Annotated in this window: 27 protein-coding genes; 2 read left to right on the forward strand and 25 right to left on the reverse strand. The window is 63.8% G+C overall.

Annotated elements, in window-relative coordinates:
• Positions 1–4: 4 nt before the first annotated feature.
• The 21 genes from rplO to rpsJ all read right to left on the reverse strand — a co-directional run bounded on the left by rplO (position 5) and on the right by rpsJ (position 9,256).
• The gene (rplO, locus tag HBF26_RS10790) at positions 5–436 is read right to left on the reverse strand and encodes a 50S ribosomal protein L15 (protein WP_166699367.1); all 432 of its coding nucleotides are present in this window, start codon (positions 434–436) and stop codon (positions 5–7) included.
• A gap of 5 nt (positions 437–441) precedes the next feature.
• Positions 442–645, reverse strand: a complete 204-nt coding sequence (gene rpmD, locus HBF26_RS10795) for a 50S ribosomal protein L30 (RefSeq protein WP_166699368.1) — start codon at positions 643–645, stop codon at positions 442–444.
• Entirely contained in the window at positions 638–1,147 is a 510-nt protein-coding gene (rpsE, locus tag HBF26_RS10800) for a 30S ribosomal protein S5 (RefSeq protein ID WP_072322784.1), read from the reverse strand. Before rpsE ends, rpmD begins: the two co-directional genes overlap by 8 nt.
• Positions 1,148–1,268: 121 nt before the next feature.
• Positions 1,269–1,619 (reverse strand): 50S ribosomal protein L18, encoded by a 351-nt coding sequence (gene rplR, locus HBF26_RS10805; RefSeq protein WP_167125904.1) that lies wholly within the window; start codon positions 1,617–1,619, stop codon positions 1,269–1,271.
• 30 nt (positions 1,620–1,649) lie between these two features.
• Entirely contained in the window at positions 1,650–2,177 is a 528-nt protein-coding gene (gene rplF / locus HBF26_RS10810) for a 50S ribosomal protein L6 (RefSeq protein ID WP_167125907.1), read from the reverse strand.
• Positions 2,178–2,188: 11 nt separating this feature from the next.
• Positions 2,189–2,584, reverse strand: coding sequence for a 30S ribosomal protein S8 (rpsH, locus tag HBF26_RS10815; protein WP_167125910.1), 396 nt, complete (start codon positions 2,582–2,584; stop codon positions 2,189–2,191).
• Positions 2,585–2,711: 127 nt separating this feature from the next.
• Entirely contained in the window at positions 2,712–3,017 is a 306-nt protein-coding gene (gene rpsN, locus HBF26_RS10820; RefSeq protein ID WP_167125913.1) for a 30S ribosomal protein S14, read from the reverse strand.
• Positions 3,018–3,027: 10 nt separating this feature from the next.
• Complete coding sequence (rplE, locus tag HBF26_RS10825; RefSeq protein WP_167022100.1) at positions 3,028–3,567, reverse strand: 50S ribosomal protein L5; 540 nt, start codon at positions 3,565–3,567, stop codon at positions 3,028–3,030.
• 12 nt (positions 3,568–3,579) lie between these two features.
• Positions 3,580–3,891, reverse strand: coding sequence for a 50S ribosomal protein L24 (gene rplX / locus HBF26_RS10830; RefSeq protein WP_072322778.1), 312 nt, complete (start codon positions 3,889–3,891; stop codon positions 3,580–3,582).
• A 14-nt stretch (positions 3,892–3,905) separates the two neighbouring features.
• Complete coding sequence (rplN, locus tag HBF26_RS10835; RefSeq protein WP_072322777.1) at positions 3,906–4,274, reverse strand: 50S ribosomal protein L14; 369 nt, start codon at positions 4,272–4,274, stop codon at positions 3,906–3,908.
• An 11-nt stretch (positions 4,275–4,285) separates the two neighbouring features.
• Positions 4,286–4,546 (reverse strand): 30S ribosomal protein S17, encoded by a 261-nt coding sequence (gene rpsQ, locus HBF26_RS10840; RefSeq protein WP_166699374.1) that lies wholly within the window; start codon positions 4,544–4,546, stop codon positions 4,286–4,288.
• 12 nt (positions 4,547–4,558) lie between these two features.
• Positions 4,559–4,744, reverse strand: a complete 186-nt coding sequence (gene rpmC, locus HBF26_RS10845) for a 50S ribosomal protein L29 (RefSeq protein WP_167022098.1) — start codon at positions 4,742–4,744, stop codon at positions 4,559–4,561.
• Positions 4,744–5,157, reverse strand: a complete 414-nt coding sequence (gene rplP / locus HBF26_RS10850; protein ID WP_167022096.1) for a 50S ribosomal protein L16 — start codon at positions 5,155–5,157, stop codon at positions 4,744–4,746. Before rplP ends, rpmC begins: the two co-directional genes overlap by 1 nt.
• 11 nt (positions 5,158–5,168) lie before the next feature.
• On the reverse strand, positions 5,169–5,903 hold the full coding sequence (gene rpsC / locus HBF26_RS10855; RefSeq protein ID WP_166699377.1) for a 30S ribosomal protein S3: 735 nt from the start codon (positions 5,901–5,903) through the stop codon (positions 5,169–5,171).
• A 15-nt stretch (positions 5,904–5,918) separates the two neighbouring features.
• The gene (rplV, locus tag HBF26_RS10860) at positions 5,919–6,254 is read right to left on the reverse strand and encodes a 50S ribosomal protein L22 (protein WP_029213891.1); all 336 of its coding nucleotides are present in this window, start codon (positions 6,252–6,254) and stop codon (positions 5,919–5,921) included.
• Positions 6,254–6,526: a 30S ribosomal protein S19 gene (gene rpsS / locus HBF26_RS10865; RefSeq protein ID WP_029213892.1), complete on the reverse strand. Its 273-nt coding sequence runs from the start codon at positions 6,524–6,526 to the stop codon at positions 6,254–6,256. The genes rplV and rpsS overlap by 1 nt, the downstream gene beginning before the upstream one ends.
• 12 nt (positions 6,527–6,538) lie before the next feature.
• Positions 6,539–7,360: a 50S ribosomal protein L2 gene (rplB, locus tag HBF26_RS10870; protein WP_166699378.1), complete on the reverse strand. Its 822-nt coding sequence runs from the start codon at positions 7,358–7,360 to the stop codon at positions 6,539–6,541.
• 18 nt (positions 7,361–7,378) lie between these two features.
• A complete protein-coding gene (gene rplW / locus HBF26_RS10875) occupies positions 7,379–7,672 on the reverse strand; it encodes a 50S ribosomal protein L23 (RefSeq protein WP_167125916.1) in 294 nt (97 codons plus the stop codon).
• A complete protein-coding gene (rplD, locus tag HBF26_RS10880) occupies positions 7,669–8,271 on the reverse strand; it encodes a 50S ribosomal protein L4 (protein WP_167125919.1) in 603 nt (200 codons plus the stop codon). Before rplD ends, rplW begins: the two co-directional genes overlap by 4 nt.
• Before the next feature lie 11 nt (positions 8,272–8,282).
• Entirely contained in the window at positions 8,283–8,924 is a 642-nt protein-coding gene (rplC, locus tag HBF26_RS10885) for a 50S ribosomal protein L3 (protein WP_072322771.1), read from the reverse strand.
• 20 nt (positions 8,925–8,944) lie between these two features.
• Positions 8,945–9,256, reverse strand: a complete 312-nt coding sequence (gene rpsJ, locus HBF26_RS10890; protein WP_014402136.1) for a 30S ribosomal protein S10 — start codon at positions 9,254–9,256, stop codon at positions 8,945–8,947.
• Between the two features lie 866 nt (positions 9,257–10,122).
• Here rpsJ and HBF26_RS10895 point away from each other — a divergent pair.
• On the forward strand, positions 10,123–11,346 hold the full coding sequence (locus HBF26_RS10895; protein WP_425482994.1) for a M56 family metallopeptidase: 1,224 nt from the start codon (positions 10,123–10,125) through the stop codon (positions 11,344–11,346).
• 87 nt (positions 11,347–11,433) lie between these two features.
• Positions 11,434–12,528 carry a DUF6351 family protein gene (locus HBF26_RS10900; protein WP_167125925.1) on the forward strand — a complete coding sequence of 365 codons (1,095 nt, stop codon included), beginning with the start codon at positions 11,434–11,436 and terminating at the stop codon, positions 12,526–12,528.
• Positions 12,529–12,624: 96 nt separating this feature from the next.
• Here HBF26_RS10900 and tuf read toward each other — a convergent pair whose 3' ends face one another.
• Genes tuf through rpsL form a run of 4 tightly spaced genes read right to left on the reverse strand, consistent with a single transcriptional unit; the run spans position 12,625 to position 16,878 of the window.
• A complete protein-coding gene (tuf, locus tag HBF26_RS10905) occupies positions 12,625–13,815 on the reverse strand; it encodes an elongation factor Tu (RefSeq protein ID WP_167125928.1) in 1,191 nt (396 codons plus the stop codon).
• A 48-nt stretch (positions 13,816–13,863) separates the two neighbouring features.
• Positions 13,864–15,993: an elongation factor G gene (gene fusA / locus HBF26_RS10910; protein ID WP_167125931.1), complete on the reverse strand. Its 2,130-nt coding sequence runs from the start codon at positions 15,991–15,993 to the stop codon at positions 13,864–13,866.
• A gap of 26 nt (positions 15,994–16,019) precedes the next feature.
• Complete coding sequence (rpsG, locus tag HBF26_RS10915; protein WP_036115503.1) at positions 16,020–16,487, reverse strand: 30S ribosomal protein S7; 468 nt, start codon at positions 16,485–16,487, stop codon at positions 16,020–16,022.
• A gap of 16 nt (positions 16,488–16,503) precedes the next feature.
• Positions 16,504–16,878 carry a 30S ribosomal protein S12 gene (gene rpsL / locus HBF26_RS10920; protein ID WP_036115505.1) on the reverse strand — a complete coding sequence of 125 codons (375 nt, stop codon included), beginning with the start codon at positions 16,876–16,878 and terminating at the stop codon, positions 16,504–16,506.
• Positions 16,879–16,953: the final 75 nt, after the last annotated feature.

A 16,953-nucleotide genomic window follows, 5' to 3' on the forward strand; every position in this document is an offset into this window, starting at 1 on the left:
CTGATTACTCCACGCTGCCGCCGGCGGCTTCGATAGCCGCCTTGGCGCCGGCCGTCGCAAGCACGCCCTGGAGCTTCACGGCGCGGTTGATCTCGCCCTTCAGCACCACCTTGACCTTCTTGGCGCGGCTGGACACGAGGCCAGCGGCGTGCAGGGCGATCAGGTCGATCGTGTCAGCCTGGACCGAGGCCAGCTGGTAGAGCATGACCTGCTCGGTGTCGGCCTTCTTCAGCGAGCGGAAGCCCACCTTCGGCAGGCGACGCTGCAGCGGCATCTGGCCGCCTTCGAAACCGACGCGGTGCGTGTTACCGGCACGGGCGTGCTGACCCTTGTGACCACGGCCGGCCGTCTTGCCGAGGCCGGAGCCGATACCGCGGGCGACGCGGGTGCGGGTCTTGCGGGCGCCCTTGCCGGGCTTGATGTCGTTAAGACGCATGATGCTTACTCCTCGACCCGGACCAGGTAGTAGACCGTGTTGATGAGGCCACGGACCTGGGGGCTATCCTTCAGTTCGCGCACATCGTTGAGCTTGTTCAGGCCAAGGGCCTTGACGCTCAGGCGATGACGACCCTGTACGCCGCGCAGGCCCTTCACCAGGCGCACGCGCACGGTGCCGGCGGCAGCGGTTTCGTTCTTCTTAGCCATTGCCCAGCACCTCTTCGATCGTCTTGCCACGCTTGGCGGCGATGCGCTTCGGCGAGGCGACGGCCTGCAGACCCTTGATCGTCGCGCGGACGAGGTTGATCGGGTTGCGCGAGCCGACGGCCTTCGCAAGCACGTTCTTCACGCCGACCACTTCGAGCACGGCGCGCATGGCACCGCCGGCGATCACGCCGGTACCCTCGGAAGCGGGCTGCATGAAGACGCGGGCCGCACCGTGGTTGGCCTTGATGGCGTACCACAGCGTGCCGTTGTTCAGTTCGATGCTCACCATGTTACGACGGGCGCGTTCCATGGCCTTGGAAATGGCGACCGGCACTTCACGGGCCTTGCCATAACCGAAACCGACGCGACCCTCGCCGTCGCCGACCACGGTCAGCGCGGTGAAGCTCATCTGGCGGCCACCCTTGACGGTCTTGGCCACGCGGTTGACGGCAATGAGCTTTTCAAGCATGCCGTCCGAATTTTCGCGATCTGTCGAGGACATCTCTTTTCTCTGTCGGCCCGGATGATCCGGGACTTCTGTTTACGGCTCGGTCGCCGCTTGGAGTTGTAGTTACATCGGGCGGCACCGGCCCCGGGGGGCCGATACCGTGGCCTGACGCCTCTTAGAACTTGAGGCCGGCCTCACGCGCCGCTTCGGCAAGAGCCTTGATGCGACCGTGATAACGGAAACCCGAGCGATCGAACGCGACGGCCTCGATACCGGCGGCCTTGGCGCGCTCGGCAACGATACGGCCCACCGTGGTGGCGGCCTCGACGTTCTTCTTGCTCTTGAGGCCTTCGGCCACCGACTTCTGCACGGTCGAGGCAGCAGCCACGACGGTACCGTTCGGCGCGAAGACCTGGGCGTAGATGTGCTGACCGGTGCGATGCACGCTCAGGCGGGCGACGGCGAGCTCACGGATGTGGGCGCGGGTCGACTTGGCGCGGCGCAGGCGGGATTGGTTCTTGTTCATCGTCTCGTCTCCAGGAAGCGGATAGGCCGATTAGGCCTTCTTGGCTTCCTTCAGGATGATCGTCTCGCCGGCGTAGCGGACACCCTTGCCCTTGTAGGGCTCCGGCGAACGGAACGCGCGGATCTTCGCTGCCACCTGGCCCACGAGCTGCTTGTCGGCGCCCTTGATCAGGACTTCCGTCTGCGTCGGAACTTCGATGGTGATGCCTTCCGGCGCGTCGAACACGACCGGGTGCGAATAACCCAGCGACAGGTTGACGGACTTGCCGGTGAGCTGGGCGCGGTAACCCACGCCGACGAGCTCGAGCTTCTTCTCGAAGCCGTTGGCGACGCCGTGGACCATGTTGGCGACGATGGCGCGAGCGGTACCGCCGAACTTGTCGTCGGCGCCGTCGGCCAGGACGATGTTCGCCACACCGTTTTCCTGCTGGAACGAAACGCCCGGCAGTTCATGGGTGGTCAGGGTGCCCTTCGGGCCCTTGACGGTGACGGTGCCGTTGGCGACCGAGAGTTCGACGCCCTTCGGGAGGGTGATGGGCTTCTTGGCTACACGTGACATGTCGGGACTCCTTACGCCACCTGGCCGATGACTTCGCCGCCCAGACCCTTGGCACGGGCCTGCGCGTCGGTCAGGAGACCGGCGGAAGTCGAGATGATCGAGATACCCAGGCCGCCGAGGACCTTCGGCAGCTCGTCCTTGCCGCGGTAGACGCGGAGACCGGAACGGCTGACACGGGAAATGGACTCGATGGCCGGACGGCCTTCGAAATACTTCAGCTTGATCTCGAGGACCGGCTTGCCCGCTTCGTCAGCGGTACGGGCGTCGAGGATATAGCCTTCGTTCTGCAGAAGCTTGGCAACCGCCAGCTTCATCTTCGACGACGGCATACGGACAACCGGCTTGCCAGACGCCTGGCCATTGCGGATGCGCGTAAACAGATCGGCGATGGGATCAGTCATGCTCATAAGAAAACCCTTGAGAGTGCACCGATATCCGAATTACCGGAAATCTTGAATTGTAAAGCCGACAATCGTCGGTCTGCGTTGCGCAGACCGACGACTATAACAGCTTGACCCGCCGTTGGCGAGTTTTTTACCAGCTAGCCTTGCGCAGGCCCGGCACGTCGCCACGCATGGTGGCTTCGCGGAGCTTGTTGCGGCCCAGGCCGAACTTGCTGTAGACGCCACGCGGGCGGCCAGTCAGGGCGCAGCGGTTACGCTGACGGGCCGGGCTGGCATCGCGCGGAAGCTTCTGCAGCTTGGCCTGAGCTTCCATCTTCTCGTCGTACGAGGCGGTGGCGCTCAGGACGATCGCCTTCAGTTCGGCGCGCTTGGCGGCGTACTTCTTGACGAGCTTGGAGCGCTTGAGGTCGCGCTCGATCATCGAGGTCTTGGCCATGTTCTACCTATCAGTTGCGGAACGGGAAGCTGAAGGCTTCCAGCAGCGCCTTGGCTTCTTCGTCGGTCTTGGCGGTGGTGGTGATGGAGATATCCATGCCACGCAGCGCGTCGACCTGATCGAAGTCGATTTCCGGGAAGATGATCTGTTCCTTGATGCCGAAGTTGTAGTTACCGCGGCCATCGAAGGCACGGCCCGAGACACCACGGAAGTCGCGCGTACGCGGCAGCGAGATGTTGATCAGGCGGTCCAGGAATTCCCACATCTGGGCACGACGAAGCGTGACCTTGCAACCGATCGGCCAACCGTCGCGGATCTTGAACGAGGCGACCGACACGCGGGCCTTGGTCGTGATCGGCTTCTGGCCGGCGATCTTGGTCATGTCGGCGACCGCGTTCTCGAGGATCTTCTTGTTACCGGCGGCTTCGCCGACGCCCATGTTGAGCGTGATCTTCGTGATGCGCGGAACTTCCATGACGTTCTGGTAACCGAAGCGCTCGGTGAGCTTCTTCATTACCGACTCTTTGTAAAACGTTTCAAGGCGGGTCATGACTTCGGTTCCTTACGCGTCGACCACTTCGCCCGAACGGAACACGCGCACCTTGCGCCCGTCCTCGAGCGTCTTGGTGCCCACGCGCTCGCCCTTGTTCGAGGCGGAGTTGAAGAGCTGGACATTGGAGATATGGATCGAGGCCTCACGCTCGACGATCCCACCCGGCTGGTTGGCCTGGGGGTTCGGCTTGGTGTGACGCTTGACCAGGTTCACGTTCGAGACGACCACGCGGTCGCCGTCGACGCGCAGCACGTCGCCGCGCTGACCCTTGTTCTTGCCGGTGATGACGACGACGTTATCACCCTTGCGGATACGGTTCATGGTCTGGCCTCCGCTCAGAGCACTTCGGGCGCGAGCGAGACGATCTTCATGAACTTCTCGCTGCGCAGCTCGCGGGTAACCGGCCCGAAGATACGGGTGCCGATCGGCTCGAGCTTGTTGTTGAGGAGCACGGCCGCGTTACCGTCGAAACGGATCAGCGAACCGTCGGCGCGGCGCACACCCTTGGCGGTACGAACCACCACGGCGTTGTACACCTCACCCTTCTTGACCTTGCCGCGGGGAATGGCGTCCTTGACGGTCACCTTGATGACATCACCGACGCTGGCATAACGGCGCTTCGAGCCGCCCAGCACCTTGATGCACATCAGTTCCTTCGCGCCGCTGTTGTCCGCCGCGGAAAGCGTGCTTTGCATCTGAATCATCGCAGCTCTCCTTAAACTTCAGCGCGCGTGACGATTTCGACCACGCGGTGATGCTTGGTCTTCGACAGCGGGCGGCACTCCGCGATGCGGACCACGTCGCCCTCGTTCGCACCGGTTTCGTCGTGCGCGTGGAGCTTCGTGGAGCGGCGGATGATCTTGCCGAGCAGCGGGTGCTGCACCTGACGCTCGATCAGCACCGTGACCGTGTTGGCCATCTTGTTGCTGATGACGCGGCCTTCGAGGGTACGCGCCGTTTTCTGGTTATCGCTCATATCAGCCGTCCCTTACTTCTTCGCGCCGAGCACGAACTTCGTGCGGGCGATGTCGCGCCGAACGCGGCGCAGCTGGTGCGGCTGGGTGAGCTGGCCGGAGCCCTTCTGCATGCGCAGATTGAACTGCTCCTTGCGAAGGTCCAGCAGATGCTGATTCAGCTCTTCCGCCGACTTGTCTTTGATTTCTTTGATGGCCATTACATCACCGCCCTGGACACGAACTGGGTCTGGACCGAGAGCTTGGCCGCGGCCAGGCGCATGGCCTCGCGTGCGGTCGCTTCGTCGACGCCTTCGATTTCATAAAGCATGCGGCCCGGCTGGATCAGAGCCACCCAGAACTCCACGCCACCCTTACCGGCACCCATGCGGACCTCGATGGGCTTGCGGGTGATCGGCTTGTCCGGGAACACGCGGATCCAGAGCTTGCCGCCACGCTTCACGTAGCGCGTGATGCAACGACGGGCCGCTTCGATCTGACGCGCGGTCAGCTGACCGTGCGTCGTCGCCTTGAGGCCGTACTCGCCAAAGCTCACGAGATTGGAGTTGAATGCCAGGCCGTCGTTGCGGCCCTTATGCATCTTGCGGAACTTGGTACGCTTCGGTTGCAACATGGCAACGCTCCTTACTTGGCAGAGCGCTCGCCGCGCTCACGGCGGTTTTCACCACCTTCGCGACGCGACGACTGCTGAGGCTGCTGTTCTTCCTTCGACTCGGCCGTGGCGGCCGCCAGATCGAAGATCTCGCCCTTGTAGACCCACACCTTGACACCGATGATGCCGTACTGGGTCTTGGCCTCGGCGGTGCCGTAGTCGATGTCCGCACGCAGGGTGTGCAGCGGAACGCGACCTTCGCGAGCCCACTCGGAGCGCGCGATCTCGGCACCGTTCAGACGGCCGGAGACGTTGATCTTGATGCCGAGGGCACCGAGGCGCATTGCGTTACCGACCGAGCGCTTCATGGCGCGGCGGAACATGATGCGACGCTCGAGCTGCTGGGCGATCGATTCGGCGACGAGCTGGGCGTCGAGCTCCGGCTTGCGGACTTCGCTGACGTTGATGTGCGTCGGAACGCCCATCATGTCGGTGACTTCCTTGCGCAGCTTCTCGATGTCCTCACCCTTCTTGCCGATCACCACGCCCGGACGGGCGGTGTGAATCGTGACGCGGGCGGTCTTGGCCGGGCGCTCGATCTGGATCTTCGAGATACCGGCGGCGGCGAGCTTCTTGCGCAGCATCTCGCGGACCTTGAGGTCGGCAGCGAGGTACTGGGCGTACTCACCCTTGTTGGCGTACCACTTCGAGTTCCAGTCCTTGGCAATGCCGAGGCGGATACCGGTGGGATGAACTTTATGACCCATCGTTTCTTACCCCAGTCAGTTGCCGACAACCACAGTGATGTGGCTGGTGCGCTTCAGGATGCGCGAACCGCGACCTTTGGCGCGGGCGTACATGCGCTTCATCGCCGGACCTTCGTCGACGAAGATGCGGGCCACCTTGAGCTCGTCGACGTCGGCACCGAGGTTGTTCTCGGCATTGGCGACGGCGGAGAGCAGCACCTTGCGAACAAGGTGGGCGGCCTTCTTGTTGGTAAAGGCGAGCACGTCGCTGGCTCGGCCCACGGGCATGCCGCGGACCAGGTCAGCCACCAGGCGTGCCTTCTGCGCCGAGATGCGGGCGCTGCGCAGGATCGCTTTGGCTTCAGTGCTCATCACTTGCCCTTCTTGTCGCCGGCGTGGCCCTTGTACGTGCGGGTCACCGCGAACTCGCCGAGCTTGTGCCCGACCATGTTCTCGTTGATCAACACAGGCACGTGCTGGCGGCCGTTGTGGATGGCGATGGTCAGACCGACCATCTCCGGCAGGATCATCGAGCGACGCGACCAGGTCTTGATCGGACGCTTGTTGTTGGCGGAAACGGCGGCTTCCACCTTCTTTACGAGGTGCAGGTCAACGAACGGACCTTTCTTTAGAGAGCGCGGCATGATCGTTTCCTATTACTTGCGACGACGCACGATGAACTGCTGGGTGCGCTTGTTGTTGCGCGTCTTGTAACCCTTGGTCGGCGTGCCCCACGGGCTGACCGGGTGACGGCCGCCGGAGGTACGGCCTTCACCACCGCCGTGCGGATGGTCGACCGGGTTCATGACCACGCCGCGGACGGTCGGGCGAATGCCCTTCCAACGCTTGGCGCCGGCCTTGCCGAGCTTGCGCAGGCTGTGCTCGGAGTTGCCCACTTCACCGATGGTGGCGCGGCACTCGACCGGCACGCGGCGCATTTCGCCGGAGCGGAGACGGAGCGTGGCGTAGCCCTGCTCGCGCGCCACCAGCTGGACCGAGGCACCGGCGGAACGCGCGATCTGCGCACCCTTGCCCGGCTTCATCTCGATGCAGTGAATGGTGGAACCGACCGGGATCGAACGAAGCGGCAGGCAGTTGCCCGGCTTGATCGGGGAGTCGGAACCCGACACGAGACGGTCGCCCACCGCCACGCCCTTCGGCGCGATGATGTAGCGGCGCTCGCCGTCGGCGTAGCACAGCAGCGCGATGTGCGCGGTGCGGTTCGGATCGTATTCCAGACGCTCGACAACGGCGGCGATGCCTTCCTTGTCACGCTTGAAATCGATGATGCGGTAAGCCTGCTTGTGACCGCCGCCGCGATGACGCGTGGTGATGCGACCGAAGTGGTTACGGCCGCCGGTCTTCGCCTGCGATTCGGTCAGGGGCGCGTACGGTGCGCCCTTGTGCAGACCTTCGGTCCGCACGCTGACTGCGTCGCGGCGGCCCGGGGAGGTCGGCTTGTGAGTGATCAGTGCCATCTCAATTCAACTCCTGGCTCAGGCCTTGGCCGACACGTCGATCGTGTGACCGTCGGCGAGGCGCACGTAGGCCTTACGCTTGCCCTGGCGGCTGCCAGTGCGGAAGCGGAACGACTTGACCTTGCCCTTCGTGTTCACGAGGTTCACGTCCACGACCTTGACGTCGAAGAGGTGTTCCACCGCAGCGCGGACATCGGCCTTGGTCGCCTCGGGCGCCACGACGAAAACGTACTGGTTGTTCTCAGCAAGGCGAGCCGACTTCTCGGAGATGTGCGGCGCGCGAAGCGTGTTGAGCGTGCGTTCGGTGCTCATGCGAGCCACTCCTCGACCTTCTTGACCGCGTCCACCGTCATGACGACGTAGTCGCTGCCGACCAGGCTGACCGGATTCAGGGCCAGCACGTCGACGACGTGGATGTACGGAATGTTGCGTGCGGACAGGTAGAGCGCCTCGGTGGCGTCTTCCGACACCAGCAGCACACGACCCTTGACTTCGAGCTCGGCCAGCTTGGCGATCATGCCCTTGGTGCTGGGCTTGTCGATCGACAGCTCGGAGACGACCTTCAGGCGGTCCTGACGGTTCAGCTCGGCGATGATCGAGCGGATCGCAACGCGGTAAGCCTTGCGGTTGACCTTCTGCTCGAAGCTGCGCGGCTTGGCTGCGAACGTCACACCACCGCCCACGAAGATCGGGGCACGGTAGTCGCCGTGACGGGCGCCGCCGCCCTTCTGCTTCTTGAACTTCTTCGTGGTACCCGACAGTTCACCGCGCGACAGCTGCGCCTTGGTGCCTGCACGGCCGCCCGCCTGGTAGGCGGTGACAACCTGGTGCACGAGGGCCTTCTTGTACTCGCCGCCGAACACGTCGTCCGACACGGTGAGCGACTTGGCGCCAATAACGTTAAGTTCCATGGCGTCTCTCCTCAACCCTTGGTCGTCGGACGGATCACGACGTCGCCACCGGTCGCGCCAGGGACTGCGCCCTTGACCGCGATCAGATGACGCTCGGCGTCGACCTTGACCACTTCCAGGCCCTGCACGGTGCGATTGACCGCACCCATGTGGCCCGCCATCTTCTTGCCAGGGAACACGCGGCCCGGCGTCTGGCGCTGGCCGATCGAGCCAGGGGCGCGATGCGACAGCGAGTTACCGTGCGTGGCGTCGCCCATCTTGAAATGGTGACGCTTGATGGTGCCCTGGAAGCCCTTGCCCTTCGACACGCCAGCGACGTCGACCGTCTGACCGACGGTGAACACGGCTTCGGCGGTGATCTCGGCGCCAACTTCGTACTTGCCTGCGTCGTCCGCGTTGAGGCGGAATTCCCACAGACCGCGACCCGGCTCAACCTTGGCCTTCGCGTAGTGGCCCTTCGCGGGGGCCGTCAGCAGCGAGGCGCGCTTCGCGCCGGCCGTGACCTGCACCGCGCTGTAGCCGTCGTTTTCTTCGGTCTTCACCTGCGTCACGCGATTCGGGGTCGCTTCAATCAGCGTCACCGGAATCGAGCGGCCGTCTTCGGTGAAGAGCCGGCTCATGCCGCACTTGCGGCCAACCAGTCCGATACTCATCTTCGTATCCTTTAGTCCGCTCAACCGAGCTTGATCTGCACGTCGACGCCGGCGGCGAGATCGAGCTTCATGAGCGCGTCCACGGTCTTGTCGTTGGGGTCGACGATGTCCAGAACGCGCTTGTGGGTACGGGTCTCGTACTGGTCGCGGGCATCTTTGTCGACGTGCGGCGACACCAGAATGGTGTAGCGCTCGATCTTGGTCGGCAGCGGGATCGGGCCGAGAACCGTGGCGCCGGTGCGCTTGGCCGTCTCGACGATTTCGCTGGCCGAACGGTCGATCAGACGATGATCGAACGCCTTGAGCCGGATGCGAATCTTTTGGTTCGCCATAAAACCGTGTCCTGTTATCGAAAGAACGTTCTTGTGATTCGGAGGGGCTTCTCGCCACTCCGCACAACCCAGATTGCTAACTACGGGTACTGCAACGGGCCGCCCTGGAACGGCAAGACACCGCCCGGAACGACCCGAAAAAGTCAGGCAGGCCGCAAGACGGCCTGCCTAGACAGAAAAGTATAGAATACGCAACAACATGGGTCAACAGAGCTTGCGCCCCGTGGCCCGTCGGTACCCTATTCGGCATCCTTGCCTGCGAACTCGAAGCACATTCCTTGCGCCTCATTTCGCGTGGTCCGGGGCGTTTTTCGCGGCACCCGGGAGTCTTAGCCAGCGGAGTATAGCGGCGACGGCGGGAGAATGGAAGGCTCCGGGCAAACAGATGCATCTACTATTTACATAGTTGACTTATCCCCGCCAGGCGGGTAACTACTATGCCCTTAGTTGCAGGGGCCGGACATGGGAATCTCACAGATCGATCGAAAAGCGGACGTCGCGTGATTGCCTGGATGCTCTACGCCCTGCTGGTGGCGCTTGCGCTGGCTGCCGCGGCGTTCATGGCCGAACGGGCTGCCAAGGGCCGCGGCGCACGAACGAGATGGGCATGGCTCGTGTCCATGCTCGGCTCGTTGGCGCTACCGGTCCTCATGGCCGGCGCATCGATACAGCTCCCCGGCGGTCTCGCGCGGACCGGACCGGGGCCGTCGCTGGTGCTGCGCGAGGCAACGTCGATCCGTACCCCGCTTACGCAAATCCACCTCGACGACGTGCCGGTGTACGGACTATCCGTCAATACCGACGGCGCCGCTGCGGGCCTGTGGATAGCGGCATCGACACTTATGCTGACGACGCTCTCCATGGGCATGCTCGTCACGTCGCGACGCCGGCGCGGCTGGCGCAGCACGACGGTACACGGCGAGCGCGTATGGGTCGCGAGCGATACGGGACCGGCGGTCATCGGGTTCCTTCGTCCGCACATCGTCTTGCCCGAGTGGTTGCTCGGGATGAGCCCTGCGCAACAGAGCCACGCACTGGCCCACGAACGCTCGCACCTGGAAGCCCGGGACCCTCTCGTCATCGCCGTCGCCCTGGTCGTACTGACCCTCATGCCGTGGAACGGAGCGCTGTGGTGGCAGTTCAGCCGACTGCGTCGCGCCATCGAGATGGATTGCGACGCGCGGGTCATTCGGAGCGGATGCGACGTTTCCGCGTACTGCGAAACACTGCTCCACGTGGGCCAGCAGAAATCGAAGCGCCTCCCATGGCTCCCCGCGATGAGCGACTCGGTCTCGTTCCTCGAGCTGCGCATTCGCCAAATGCTGCGCAGGCCGGGTAAATGGGTGCGGGGATCCACCGCGGCGTTGCTATGTCTTTCGCTCGGGATGGCGGTCTTCGCGGCACAGGTGACGCCGCCGGATGCCCTCCCCCTGCACGCGCTATCCATGGCGGCGCCAGACCAGGGAGTGCTCGATCGCTATACCGGCTTCTACCAGATCAGCCCGATGTCGCTCGTCCACGTGACGCAGGCCGACGGCAGCCTTTCGGTCCACATCACCGGGCAGATGGCCGCACCCAAACCCTTCCAACTCGTGCACGTCCGCGACGACCAGTTCGCGGTGCGAGGAAACGATGCATTGGCCGTACGCTTTATGGTGGACGCATCGGGACGCGCGGCGCGACTGATCGCCACCCAGACCGGACGTGTCGTACTCGATCGGCCCCGTATCGATGACGTGACCGCCCTGCGGGTCAACGATGCACTCGCCACACGCATCAAGGCGCAGAAGCCGTTTGCCGGCAGCGAGAAAGCGCTGCGCCTGCTTCTCGACGATCCCGATAGCGGTGCCGGGATGAGTCCGGAACTCGCTCGTGAACGCCGGGAGCAAAAGGCGGCACGCGAACGGTATCTGACCCGGATCGGCCCGGTGCGGTCTTACACGTTCACCGGCGTCAACGAATTCGGTTCGGATACCTACCTCGTGCACCGCCAGAACGGCGACGAGACGATCATGTTGGTCGTTGACGAAGACGGCACCCTGGCGAGCGCCGTTCGATACTCGCCCTTGGCCTCCCCACCCGATAGCTGATCCTCCACCACACCGCGTTGCGCCCGCCGGCGGCCACGCCATGGCCGTGCGGGAGCGCTGCGCCCTTTCGACCACCGGAGTAGTGAAATGACGTTCAGAGCATTGCGCCACGTTGCCGGACTCTGCCTCGCCGCGGCCGTGGCCAGCACCACCGCCTGGCCCGCCCATGCCGCGAAACCGGAGCCCGGAGCCTATACCGGGAAGTTGCAGGATGCCCTCTATCGCATCGACGTCCCTGCCCACTGGAACGGCGATCTCGTCATGCTGATGCATGGCTACCAGCCTGTGGGTGCGCCCATCACCACGCCGATGACGCCCGCCGATCCGACTCCCGTGTTCCTCAAGAAAGGGTTCGCGGTCGCCCAGAGCCAGTACGCGTCCCAAGGCTGGGCGGTAAGCGACGCCATCGCCGACACCGAGCGGCTCCGCCAGCACTTCGTCCGCACATACGGGCAACCTCCGCACACCTACATCTATGGCTTTTCGATGGGCGGATTGAGCGCCGCCGCCAGCATCGAACGCTATCCCCATGCATACAGCGGCGCGATGATCACCTGCGGGCTGACGGTGTCCACACCGGACTTCCTCGCTCGTGGCGTCGTGACGCCCCTCGTGGCGTTCGACGCCTTGATACCAGGTGTCATTCCCGATGTGGCGGCACCCGATTCCCCGCCGGCGATTTCGCCCGACGCCATCGCCAAAGCCGTGGAAGCGCATCCGAAGGAGGCCGCCCTGCTGGCTGGGCGCCTCGAGGAGAAAGCGGAAACGCTGCCGACATTGGCCCTGTATTACATGGCATTTCGCGAAATCGAAACGCGCGCGGGCGGGATGCCCGTCGACAATCGTAAGGAGGTCTACAAGGGGTTCGGCGATGACGTGACGTTCAATCGCCGTGTGCGCCGCTACGACGCTACGCCGAAAGCCGCGGAGTACACCAGGAACAACGTCACCCTGACGGGGCGCATCGAGATCCCGCTCGTGATGCAGTGGAACGCATTCGATCCCACCATCCCGACGCGATTCCATGGGGTCTACCCGGCTCAGGTCAGGGCGGCGGGCGCGGCGAAGTGGCTTACCGTGCTCGCCCCTGTCGGCGATGGCCATTGCAACTTCACCGACGAGCAGACGGCGGAGGCGTTCGATACCTTGGTGCGCCAGGCAGTTGTGCACGGCAAGCACTAAGCACCAAAGCCCAGTGCAAGGACTTCCGCAACGAACCATAAAAAAAGGCGAGGGCTTGCGCCCTCGCCTTTTCATTCCCCCGAAGGGAGATGTTACTTATGCGATGACCTTCGACACCACGCCGGCGCCGACGGTGCGGCCGCCTTCGCGGATGGCGAAGCGCAGGCCGTCGTCCATGGCGATCGGGTGGATCAGCGTGACCGACATCTTCACGTTGTCGCCCGGCATCACCATCTCGACGCCTTCCGGCAGCTTCACGGCGCCGGTGACGTCCGTGGTGCGGAAGTAGAACTGCGGACGGTAGTTGTTGAAGAACGGGGTGTGACGGCCGCCCTCGTCCTTCGACAGCACGTACACCTCGGCTTCGAACTGGGTGTGCGGCTTGATCGAACCCGGCTTGGCCAGCACCTGGCCGCGCTGGACGTCGTCGCGCTTCAGACCGCGCAGCAGCAGACCGGCGTTGTCGCCCGCCTGACCCTGGTCGAGCAGCTTGCGGAACATCTCGACGCCCGTGACCGTGGTCTTCTGGGTGTCGCGGATGCCGACAACTTCGATTTCGTCACCGACCTTGATGATGCCGCGCTCGATACGGCCCGTGACCACAGTGCCGCGACCCGAGATGGAGAACACGTCTTCCACCGGCATCAGGAAGGTCTTGTCCACGTCGCGTTCCGGCGTCGGGATGTAGGTGTCCAGAGCGTCGACGAGGTTGATGATCGCCGGCACGCCGATCTCCGACTGGTCGCCTTCCAGCGCCAGACGGGCCGAACCCTTGATGATCGGGGTGTCGTCGCCCGGGAAATCGTACTTCGACAGCAGTTCGCGGACTTCCATCTCGACGAGCTCCATGAGCTCGGCGTCGTCGACCATGTCGGCCTTGTTCAGGAACACCACGATGTACGGCACGCCGACCTGACGCGAGAGCAGGATGTGCTCGCGGGTCTGCGGCATCGGACCGTCAGCGGCCGAGCACACCAGGATCGCGCCGTCCATCTGAGCGGCACCGGTGATCATGTTCTTGACGTAGTCGGCGTGCCCCGGGCAGTCGACGTGGGCGTAGTGGCGGGTGGCCGATTCGTATTCCACGTGGGCCGTGGAGATCGTGATGCCGCGCGCCTTTTCTTCCGGCGCCGCGTCGATCGAACCGTAGTCCTTGAATTCGCCACCGAAGCGCTCGGCACCGACCTTCGTCAGCGCGGCCGTCAGCGTGGTCTTGCCGTGATCGACGTGACCGATGGTGCCGACGTTGACGTGCGGCTTGTTACGCTCGAACTTACCCTTTGCCATGACTCTAAACCTCTAAAAGAACGTTATGTGTTGAAGAAGAAGCCCTTATCAGGACTTCTTCATGACCTCGTCGGCGATGTTCTTCGGTGCCGGCTCGTAATGGTCGAATTCCATCGTGAACGTGGCGCGGCCCTGGGTCTGCGAGCGCAGCGAGGTCGCGTAACCGAACATTTCGCCCAGCGGAATCATCGCGTTGACGGTCTTGCCCGACGGCGTTTCTTCCTGGCCGGTGAGCATGCCGCGACGACGGCTGATGTCGCCCATGACGTCGCCGACGTAGTCTTCCGGCGTGACGACCTCGACCTTCATGATCGGCTCGAGCAGCACCGGGTTCGCCTTCGCGAAGCCCTGCTTGAACGCCATCGAGGCGGCCAGCTTGAACGCCATTTCCGACGAGTCGACGTCGTGGTACGAACCGAACACGAGCTTGACCTTCACGCCCACGACCGGGAACCCGGCCAGCGGACCGGCGGTGATCGTCTCGCGCAGGCCCTTTTCGACCGACGGGATGAATTCCTTCGGAATCACGCCGCCCGTGATGTCGTTGATGAAGAGGAAGTCGTCCTTGATCTGGGCGGCCACCTTCTCGTCGGCACGATCGGCGTCGGAGATCGGGGACATTTCGATCACGACGTGACCGTACTGACCCTTACCGCCCGACTGCTTGGCGTGCTTGTAGTCCGACTTGACGTCCGAGGCCTGAATCGTTTCGCGGTAAGCCACCTGCGGCTTGCCCACGTTGGCCTCGACGTTGAACTCGCGCTTCATGCGGTCCACCAGGATGTCCAGGTGAAGCTCGCCCATGCCCGAGATGATCGTCTGGCCCGACTCTTCGTCCGTGCGAACGCGGAACGACGGATCTTCCGCGGCCAGACGGCCAAGGGCGATACCCATCTTTTCCTGGTCCGACTTGGTCTTCGGCTCGACCGCCATCGAGATCACCGGCTCGGGGAACGACATGCGCTCGAGGGTGATGATGTGGTCCTGCGCGCACAGCGTGTCACCGGTCGTGACGTCCTTCAGGCCGACCGCCGCGGCGATATCGCCGGCGCGGACTTCCTTCAGCTCGTGACGCTCGTTGGCGTGCATCTGCAGGATGCGGCCGATGCGCTCCTTCTTCGACTTGACCGGGTTGTACACCTGGTCACCGGCGTTCAGCGTGCCCGAGTAGACACGGAAGAACGTCAGCGCGCCGACGAAGGGGTCGGTCATGATCTTGAACGCAAGCGCCGAGAACGGAGCGTCGTCCTTGGCCGGACGGGTATCCGGCTGCTCGTCTTCGTTCACGCCCTCGACCGGCGGACGGTCGATCGGCGACGGGAGCAGGTTCACGACCGCGTCGAGCATGGCCTGCACGCCCTTGTTCTTGAACGCGGTGCCGCAGTAGACCGGAATGATCTCGCTCTTCAGCGTGCGCAGGCGCAGGCCTTCGATGATCTCGGCTTCGGTCAGCTCTTCGCCGCCCAGGTACTTGTCCATCATCTCTTCCGTGGCTTCCGCCGCGGCTTCGATCATGGCCGTGCGACCTTCCTCGGCCTTCGCCTGGAGGTCGGCCGGGATGTCGACGTATTCGAACTTCATGCCCTGGGACTCCATGTCCCACTTGATGGCCTTCATCTTGAGGAGGTCGACGACGCCTTCGAAGTTGTCTTCGGCGCCGATCGGCACCTGCATCGGCACCGGGTTGGCGGCGAGGCGGGCCTTCAGCTGGTCGACGACCTTGTAGAAGTTCGCGCCGGTGCGGTCCATCTTGTTGACGAACGCGAGACGCGGAACCTTGTACCGGTTGGCCTGACGCCACACGGTTTCCGACTGCGGCTGCACGCCACCCACGGCGCAGAGCACGAACACCGCACCGTCGAGCACGCGGAGCGAGCGCTCCACTTCGATGGTGAAGTCGACGTGTCCCGGAGTGTCGATGATGTTGAAGCGGTGCTCGGGCAGCGAACGGTCCATGCCCTTCCAGAACGCCGTGGTGGCGGCGGAAGTGATGGTGATGCCGCGCTCCTGCTCCTGCTCCATCCAGTCCATCGTCGCCGCACCGTCGTGCACCTCGCCAATCTTATGACTGACGCCGGTGTAGAACAGGATGCGCTCCGTGGTCGTGGTCTTGCCGGCATCGATGTGAGCCATGATGCCGAAGTTGCGGTAGCGCTCGATGGGAGTGGTGCGTGCCACGGTCTTTCCTCAATCTGAAGCTGTTTTTACCAGCGGTAATGCGAGAAGGCCTTGTTGGCCTCTGCCATGCGGTGCGTTTCTTCGCGCTTCTTGACGGCGCCGCCACGGGATTCCGAGGCTTCCAGGAGTTCGGCGGCCAGCTTGCGCGGCATGGACGTCTCGCCGCGCTTGCGCGCTGCGTCGATCACCCAGCGCATGGCGAGGGCCATGCGGCGACCCGGACGAACTTCGACCGGCACCTGGTACGTGGCACCGCCGACGCGGCGGGACTTCACCTCGACGGCCGGAGCGATATTGCCCAGAGCCTTCTCGACGAGCTGCACCGGCTCGGCGTGCTTTTCGCCGATGTGCTGCAGGGCGCCGTAGACGATCGACTCGGCGACGGACTTCTTGCCGGACTTCATCACCATGTTGATGAAGCGGGCGATCAGCTGGCTTCCGTGCTTCGGGTCCGGGAGGACGACACGGGCGGGATGGGAACCTTTACGCGACATAATTCTTGTCCTTTACTCAGCTCTTCGGGCGCTTGGCGCCGTACTTCGAGCGCGACTTGCGACGCTTGGTCACGCCGGCGCAGTCGAGACTGCCGCGAACCGTGTGGTAACGCACACCCGGGAGATCCTTGACGCGACCGCCGCGGATCAGGACCACCGAGTGCTCCTGAAGATTGTGACCTTCGCCACCGATGTAGCTGATGACTTCGAAACCGTTGGTCAGGCGCACCTTGGCAACCTTACGCAGGGCCGAGTTCGGCTTCTTCGGGGTGGTCGTATAAACGCGCGTGCACACCCCGCGGCGCTGCGGGCTGCTCTGCAGGGCCGGCGAGGCGCTCTTGTACGCCTTCGGGCTGCGGGATTTGCGCACCAACTGGTTGACTGTCGTCATGCGAAGCTATTCCTGAGAAACATAAAGGCAGACCGATAGATCGGCCCGCCAGAGAAGCGTTGTTGACGTGCGTGG

The organism is Luteibacter jiangsuensis, from assembly GCF_011742555.1.
GTDB classification, from domain to species: Bacteria; Pseudomonadota; Gammaproteobacteria; order Xanthomonadales; family Rhodanobacteraceae; genus Luteibacter; species Luteibacter jiangsuensis.

What these genes read in the sequence shown, in the direction of transcription:
- rplO (WP_166699367.1), bottom strand. Translation starts at nt 436, where the DNA reads ATGCGTCTTAACGACATCAAGCCCGGCAAGGGCGCCCGCAAGACCCGC.
- rpmD (WP_166699368.1), bottom strand. Translation starts at nt 645, where the DNA reads ATGGCTAAGAAGAACGAAACCGCTGCCGCCGGCACCGTGCGCGTGCGC.
- rpsE (WP_072322784.1), bottom strand. Translation starts at nt 1,147, where the DNA reads ATGTCCTCGACAGATCGCGAAAATTCGGACGGCATGCTTGAAAAGCTC.
- rplR (WP_167125904.1), bottom strand. Translation starts at nt 1,619, where the DNA reads ATGAACAAGAACCAATCCCGCCTGCGCCGCGCCAAGTCGACCCGCGCC.
- rplF (WP_167125907.1), bottom strand. Translation starts at nt 2,177, where the DNA reads ATGTCACGTGTAGCCAAGAAGCCCATCACCCTCCCGAAGGGCGTCGAA.
- rpsH (WP_167125910.1), bottom strand. Translation starts at nt 2,584, where the DNA reads ATGAGCATGACTGATCCCATCGCCGATCTGTTTACGCGCATCCGCAAT.
- rpsN (WP_167125913.1), bottom strand. Translation starts at nt 3,017, where the DNA reads ATGGCCAAGACCTCGATGATCGAGCGCGACCTCAAGCGCTCCAAGCTC.
- rplE (WP_167022100.1), bottom strand. Translation starts at nt 3,567, where the DNA reads ATGACCCGCCTTGAAACGTTTTACAAAGAGTCGGTAATGAAGAAGCTC.
- rplX (WP_072322778.1), bottom strand. Translation starts at nt 3,891, where the DNA reads ATGAACCGTATCCGCAAGGGTGATAACGTCGTCGTCATCACCGGCAAG.
- rplN (WP_072322777.1), bottom strand. Translation starts at nt 4,274, where the DNA reads ATGATTCAGATGCAAAGCACGCTTTCCGCGGCGGACAACAGCGGCGCG.
- rpsQ (WP_166699374.1), bottom strand. Translation starts at nt 4,546, where the DNA reads ATGAGCGATAACCAGAAAACGGCGCGTACCCTCGAAGGCCGCGTCATC.
- rpmC (WP_167022098.1), bottom strand. Translation starts at nt 4,744, where the DNA reads ATGGCCATCAAAGAAATCAAAGACAAGTCGGCGGAAGAGCTGAATCAG.
- rplP (WP_167022096.1), bottom strand. Translation starts at nt 5,157, where the DNA reads ATGTTGCAACCGAAGCGTACCAAGTTCCGCAAGATGCATAAGGGCCGC.
- rpsC (WP_166699377.1), bottom strand. Translation starts at nt 5,903, where the DNA reads ATGGGTCATAAAGTTCATCCCACCGGTATCCGCCTCGGCATTGCCAAG.
- rplV (WP_029213891.1), bottom strand. Translation starts at nt 6,254, where the DNA reads ATGAGCACTGAAGCCAAAGCGATCCTGCGCAGCGCCCGCATCTCGGCG.
- rpsS (WP_029213892.1), bottom strand. Translation starts at nt 6,526, where the DNA reads ATGCCGCGCTCTCTAAAGAAAGGTCCGTTCGTTGACCTGCACCTCGTA.
- rplB (WP_166699378.1), bottom strand. Translation starts at nt 7,360, where the DNA reads ATGGCACTGATCACTCACAAGCCGACCTCCCCGGGCCGCCGCGACGCA.
- rplW (WP_167125916.1), bottom strand. Translation starts at nt 7,672, where the DNA reads ATGAGCACCGAACGCACGCTCAACACGCTTCGCGCGCCGCACATCTCC.
- rplD (WP_167125919.1), bottom strand. Translation starts at nt 8,271, where the DNA reads ATGGAACTTAACGTTATTGGCGCCAAGTCGCTCACCGTGTCGGACGAC.
- rplC (WP_072322771.1), bottom strand. Translation starts at nt 8,924, where the DNA reads ATGAGTATCGGACTGGTTGGCCGCAAGTGCGGCATGAGCCGGCTCTTC.
- rpsJ (WP_014402136.1), bottom strand. Translation starts at nt 9,256, where the DNA reads ATGGCGAACCAAAAGATTCGCATCCGGCTCAAGGCGTTCGATCATCGT.
- HBF26_RS10895 (WP_425482994.1), top strand. Translation starts at nt 10,123, where the DNA reads ATGCTCGTCACGTCGCGACGCCGGCGCGGCTGGCGCAGCACGACGGTA.
- HBF26_RS10900 (WP_167125925.1), top strand. Translation starts at nt 11,434, where the DNA reads ATGACGTTCAGAGCATTGCGCCACGTTGCCGGACTCTGCCTCGCCGCG.
- tuf (WP_167125928.1), bottom strand. Translation starts at nt 13,815, where the DNA reads ATGGCAAAGGGTAAGTTCGAGCGTAACAAGCCGCACGTCAACGTCGGC.
- rpsG (WP_036115503.1), bottom strand. Translation starts at nt 16,487, where the DNA reads ATGTCGCGTAAAGGTTCCCATCCCGCCCGTGTCGTCCTCCCGGACCCG.
- rpsL (WP_036115505.1), bottom strand. Translation starts at nt 16,878, where the DNA reads ATGACGACAGTCAACCAGTTGGTGCGCAAATCCCGCAGCCCGAAGGCG.